This is a genomic window from Pseudomonas sp. Q11, assembly GCF_024494355.1.
Lineage (GTDB): Bacteria > Pseudomonadota > Gammaproteobacteria > Pseudomonadales > Pseudomonadaceae > Aquipseudomonas > Aquipseudomonas hefeiensis.
In genome coordinates this window covers 1-4517 of the sequence record NZ_JAKNQY010000057.1, presented here as the reverse complement: position 1 = coordinate 4517, position 4517 = coordinate 1, and the positions used below count along the sequence as shown (strand labels likewise).

Annotated in this window: 2 protein-coding genes and 1 pseudogene; 1 reads left to right on the top strand and 2 read right to left on the bottom strand. The window is 55.1% G+C overall.

Annotated features, from left to right (window positions below):
* Positions 1–282: 282 nt before the first annotated feature.
* Positions 283–1470 (bottom strand): Fic family protein, encoded by a 1188-nt coding sequence (locus tag MA884_RS27670; protein ID WP_256233472.1) that lies wholly within the window; start codon positions 1468–1470, stop codon positions 283–285.
* A gap of 426 nt (positions 1471–1896) precedes the next feature.
* Positions 1897–2265 carry a DUF6124 family protein gene (locus tag MA884_RS27665; RefSeq protein WP_256233471.1) on the bottom strand — a complete coding sequence of 123 codons (369 nt, stop codon included), beginning with the start codon at positions 2263–2265 and terminating at the stop codon, positions 1897–1899.
* 534 nt (positions 2266–2799) lie between these two features.
* On the opposite strand from MA884_RS27665, the pseudogene MA884_RS27660 reads away from it, so the two are divergent.
* Positions 2800–4517, top strand: a pseudogene (locus tag MA884_RS27660) (hypothetical protein); the annotation flags it as partial.

Sequence of the window (4517 nt, the reverse complement as noted above, 5' to 3'; positions counted from 1 at the left end):
TGACGGCTTCGTCGGGCCGCTCCGGGCCGTTATCGAATTCGAGGACTCGTCCATGTCGCGGGGTGACCTCAATCCAACTTGTGGGAGCGGGCTTGCTCGCCAAAGTGGTGGGTCAGCTTGCATCAATGCTGAATGTGCCGACGCCTTCGCGAGCAAGCTCGCTCCCACAGGTTCTTCATCGCATCTACGAAATTATTCAGTCGGCTTAACGTTCAGCGCTGAACCTTCGCTTCGTTATCCGGCAACTTCTCCAGCAACAACACATTGAGTCACCGCCACAACTTAACCCATTTGGAAATGCAGGTTCGCAAAGATCAATCCGGCGAAGCGTGCGGGCAAACCCGCTTCCACCGTGCGGGATCTGGGGGTATTACTGACCACTATCCCCGCTTCGATCAAGCGGCCCAGTTCTTCCGTTGCAAGCCGATCCTTCAAACCTGTGAACACCTTGAACTCCGCACGCGGCATCGCACCTTGGGTGAGAAGAGCTAACACAGCGGCTGCACTGGTGGGTCTGATACCGGCACGGCGAAGGTCAGGATCCGTTGAGAACACATGAACAACCTGCTCGCGCAGCCTGGCTGGGTTCAGTGAGGTCGTCATATATTCAATCTGGTCGTGGCAGACATCTAGCATGAACTCGATGAAGTTGAAGTAGTGACGCTGTGAGAGTTGACCGCGCCCGTCATAGTCACCTTCACGAGGGCGATCAGCCAAAGCGAGGAAGCGATAGTACTCATCCTGCCTGCGAGCCAGACCACGAGACAGTGACCAGAGGGAAGGTTTTAGCCCGAGATGAACAAGTTGCAGGTGGGTGAGCATCCGAATCACTCGGCCATTTCCATCAAGGAAGGGGTGGACAAGCGCCACTCGGTGATGACCTGCCAGGGCAGCGATCAATTGGCGCCGCGGATCCATTATTCGTCCGTAATGCAGCTGCAGATGCTCAAGCATGGGCAATACAGCTGCGGCAGCTGGAGCGACATGTGCGCCAACCTGGACCTGCTCATTCTCTTCGGCCCGCAGTCTGCCGGGCTCCATCATGCGACCATCGCCTAGGGTCAGTTCCTGCGCAGAAGCGTCCATGAACAGCCGACGATGGATGGTAGCGATCAACTTGGGATCGAACATAGCGCTGAAGCTATCTGTTGGGCGCATGCGAAGTACCCGCTCCATCACCTCCTGCTGCGTCATGTGTTGCACGGCAAGCTCTTTGAGCTCCTTTCTTTCCCGTTTCGGTATCGTGCGTGCAGCCTGGAGGTCAGCGATCTCAGTTCGATGCCCTTCGATCAGGTTCGAGTAGTAGGTATTGGTGATGCGCAACAGGCCCGCCAGTTGCTTCGATGTCTCATTGGCGAGCCGTCCGGCAAGAAATTCTGCCTTACGCGGTAACTGATCGGCGGCCTGAATGATCGAGTCGGGCAGGTTTTCTGGCAGCACTGGGTCAAGGTACGTTTTCGAGGTAATCATCTTTTTTGCTTCCAGAGAACACAACGGCTATTTTTTTTGGTAGTTTCTGCGGAAATTTATGCGGAAAATAAAACGGCCTATAGCGCCCGTGGTTGCTTGGTTTTGTGATGTCGTACGATAGATTAATTTCAGTATTTTTGCGGATTTTTATGCGGAAAACCTAAAATTGATTAATCAGCCCCTGCACATGTGCGCAAGCCGGCGAAACGGCGGAGAACCTGTAGGCCGGGACTGGCAGGCGAGACCACGATTGTGGCCCGGCATCGGTTTGATGCCCTATACGTTCCCCAAATGTGACATCCGAGCTGCCGAGTGCAACGAGGCTGCGATCTTTTTCCAGGCAATTGAGTCCTGAGCGAAAGAACCTCGGATCAAGATCAAAAGATCGTCCGAACGAAGCCCGAGCCTTCGGCAGCTCAGAGCGTCTTAGCGCTGAACCTTCGCTTCGTTATCCAGCAACTTCTCCAGCAACAACACCCCCATCTCGCCCATCTGGTGAATCGCCAGGGCCAGGTTGCGCGGGGCGCCTTCCAGGTCTTCGGATAAATCCAGGATCAGCGTGCTCACCGAGCAGAAGGTTTCGTAGGTGTGGGCGAGCATGCCTTCGGGGTCGGCGTCGGGGGCGACGATGAAGTAATCGAGTTGTTTGGCAGGCTTCTCGTCGGGTTGGCCGTGGTTGGGCTTGAGGTAGTAGTCCAGGGCTTTTTGGGCGGCTTGGTCGAGCTTTTCGGCGTCAAGGGTTTCTTGGGGGGATAGCGGGTCGGTGTGGGGCGGATTTGGAGTTGGTTTGATCATTTACTGCTCCTTTAGATAATGGAGCCGTCACTTTTCGCGACTAAACGAAGGGGTGGCGGCTGTACGCAGGTTAGTCGACCGGGAGGAGTAGCAAAACCGGCGCGCCCGAGAGCGCCCTGCGTACAGCCACCATCAAGTGCAGGGATAGGGGGCCTGACTGGATGACGCTTGTGCACACGCTACTACTGCCCGGGCGACTAAACCCGATCACTGAGTTGTCAGCGACGCGGATCAAATTACGGGGCAAGGCCAAGGTGCACAAGCCGGCGGATTCTGGCGGATGTGTAGTCCGTTGCGCAAGACGCTTTAGTTAGCCAGAAACTTTTTTACAGATACTGCCACTGGTCGGGACTGTCAGGTTTGACAGGTGTTCAGTCCAGCGCCTTGTCGTTTACTGCAATCGAGAGTCTCTTGATTGCGACGCTAATCGGAACACCCGCTGGGACGGTATTTAAGCTGAAGCTCGCGTGTTTACGGTCTCTGAATTTCTGTTGTCAGCACGAGCCAACTGAAAAAGTTAATCGGGAGCGCATCATGGACAATGACGACACTGATGATATTAAAAAGGGCGAAGCCGCCGGAATATCAGAAGGAAATAACGGCGTAAGTGTCGAAAAAGCCAATGATGTTTCTGCAGTGTCGAGTGTAGCCCCTACCAATGGGGTGCTTGCTGAGGTGATTCTGGATGCGACGTATGAATATGGAGTGATGGCAAGTGTTAAGCTTGAGTACGAAGTGGTGGACCAGAGGATAAATATTCAGGCAAAGGAATATAGATCCAAATCTAGCGGCTTCCCGCGTTGTGTTCTTTATATGATAGGCGATAACGGCGTCCAGCACCGAGTCAGTGCTGACCCTGCGATACAAGATGATCAATGGCATGTGTACCGACTATCATATAGTCAGGATGCTAGTGGATACGAAACAACCATTTCGTTAGTTGGCTTCTATTGGTTTCAGGGCGATATTTGGTTTGATTATTGGGGCCGTCACAGTGTACGGCTTAGGGTGCGTCCACCAGTCATTAATGCGCCTAAGTCAGGTGAGGATGTAGGAGGCTGGCCGGTGTTTTCTGGCGCAGGTGAAATCGGAGCACAGATTCAGATTTATCGGAGCCATTCGGGCGAACTAGTGCCTCATCATGTTTCTTATGTTATTTGGCCGGGCATCTGGAGTCTGTATTTGTTCAAACAGTTGACACCGGGTACACATCAATTCACCGCCAAAGAGACTCTCGATGGTATGACGTCAGATTGGGCTCCCAATATTTCTGTAAACGTGATTCTCCGCAATCCCCCAGAAATCACCGGCCCGGCAGCCGGTTCGGTTCAAGACAGGACCTTTACCGTGACCGGCAACAAGGGGCATTCGGGTGCCATCGTTCAGGTATTCAGAGATACGCAGGACGAAATGTTGGGCCAAACCAACACGTTGACGGGGGCTAGCTGGAGCTGTTCCGTTACGGCGCCCGTGGGCAATATATCGCTGGCTGCACTTCAGGTCGTGAGCGGGAAACCACCATCGGATCGAAGCACACCCCGAGCCTTCAGAATCCGCCCCCCCAAACTGACCGCCGTCACCGTCACCACCCCGACCGACACCTCGGTGAAGTTCGAAGGCAGCGGCCACACCGGCGCAACCGTCCAGATCACCGTCGTCAGCGGCCCCAACGTCACAGCGCCGGCTCCTGCGCCGGTGAACGGAGGCAGCTGGAACACAACCGCGACAAATTGGCCATTCGGTTCTTACAGCCTGCAGGCTATCCAGCGGTTTCCCGACGGTGACAATGGCTGGATTGACTCGCAGCTGTACATCTTCCCCGTCAACCTGATACTTCCAGACCCGACCGATATCACCTACACACCGGTCTACCTGCCCGTATTCTCGGGTAAAGGTTTCAACGGGGCGACGGTGAAGATTCTGAATCCCGACGACTCACCCGCGGCCTCAGAAAGGATTGTGTCCGGCGGTGTGTGGTCGAGCCCCGCCTCAACGGAGTGGGGGCCGACGTTCAAGCGCAAGGTTAAAGTCAGACAATTCAAGGATGGTCAGCAATCGCCGACCTGGCAGGAAATCGAGGTCACCATCCCCCCGCTGGCCCCGGTCATGAACGTGCCCGTGGAAAATGGCCTCTCGCCCGACCTCAATGGCACCTGCTGGCCGGATGCTGTGCTGACACTCACATTCAGTGACAGTGCCACCGAACACCCCGTCGAGAATAACAACGGCACCTGGCACTTCCGGCGCACCGA

Bases quoted from the DNA above. Each gene is read 5' to 3' on its own strand.
- MA884_RS27665 (WP_256233471.1), bottom strand. From the start codon at position 2,265: ATGATCAAACCAACTCCAAATCCGCCCCACACCGACCCGCTATCCCCC.
- MA884_RS27670 (WP_256233472.1), bottom strand. From the start codon at position 1,470: ATGATTACCTCGAAAACGTACCTTGACCCAGTGCTGCCAGAAAACCTG.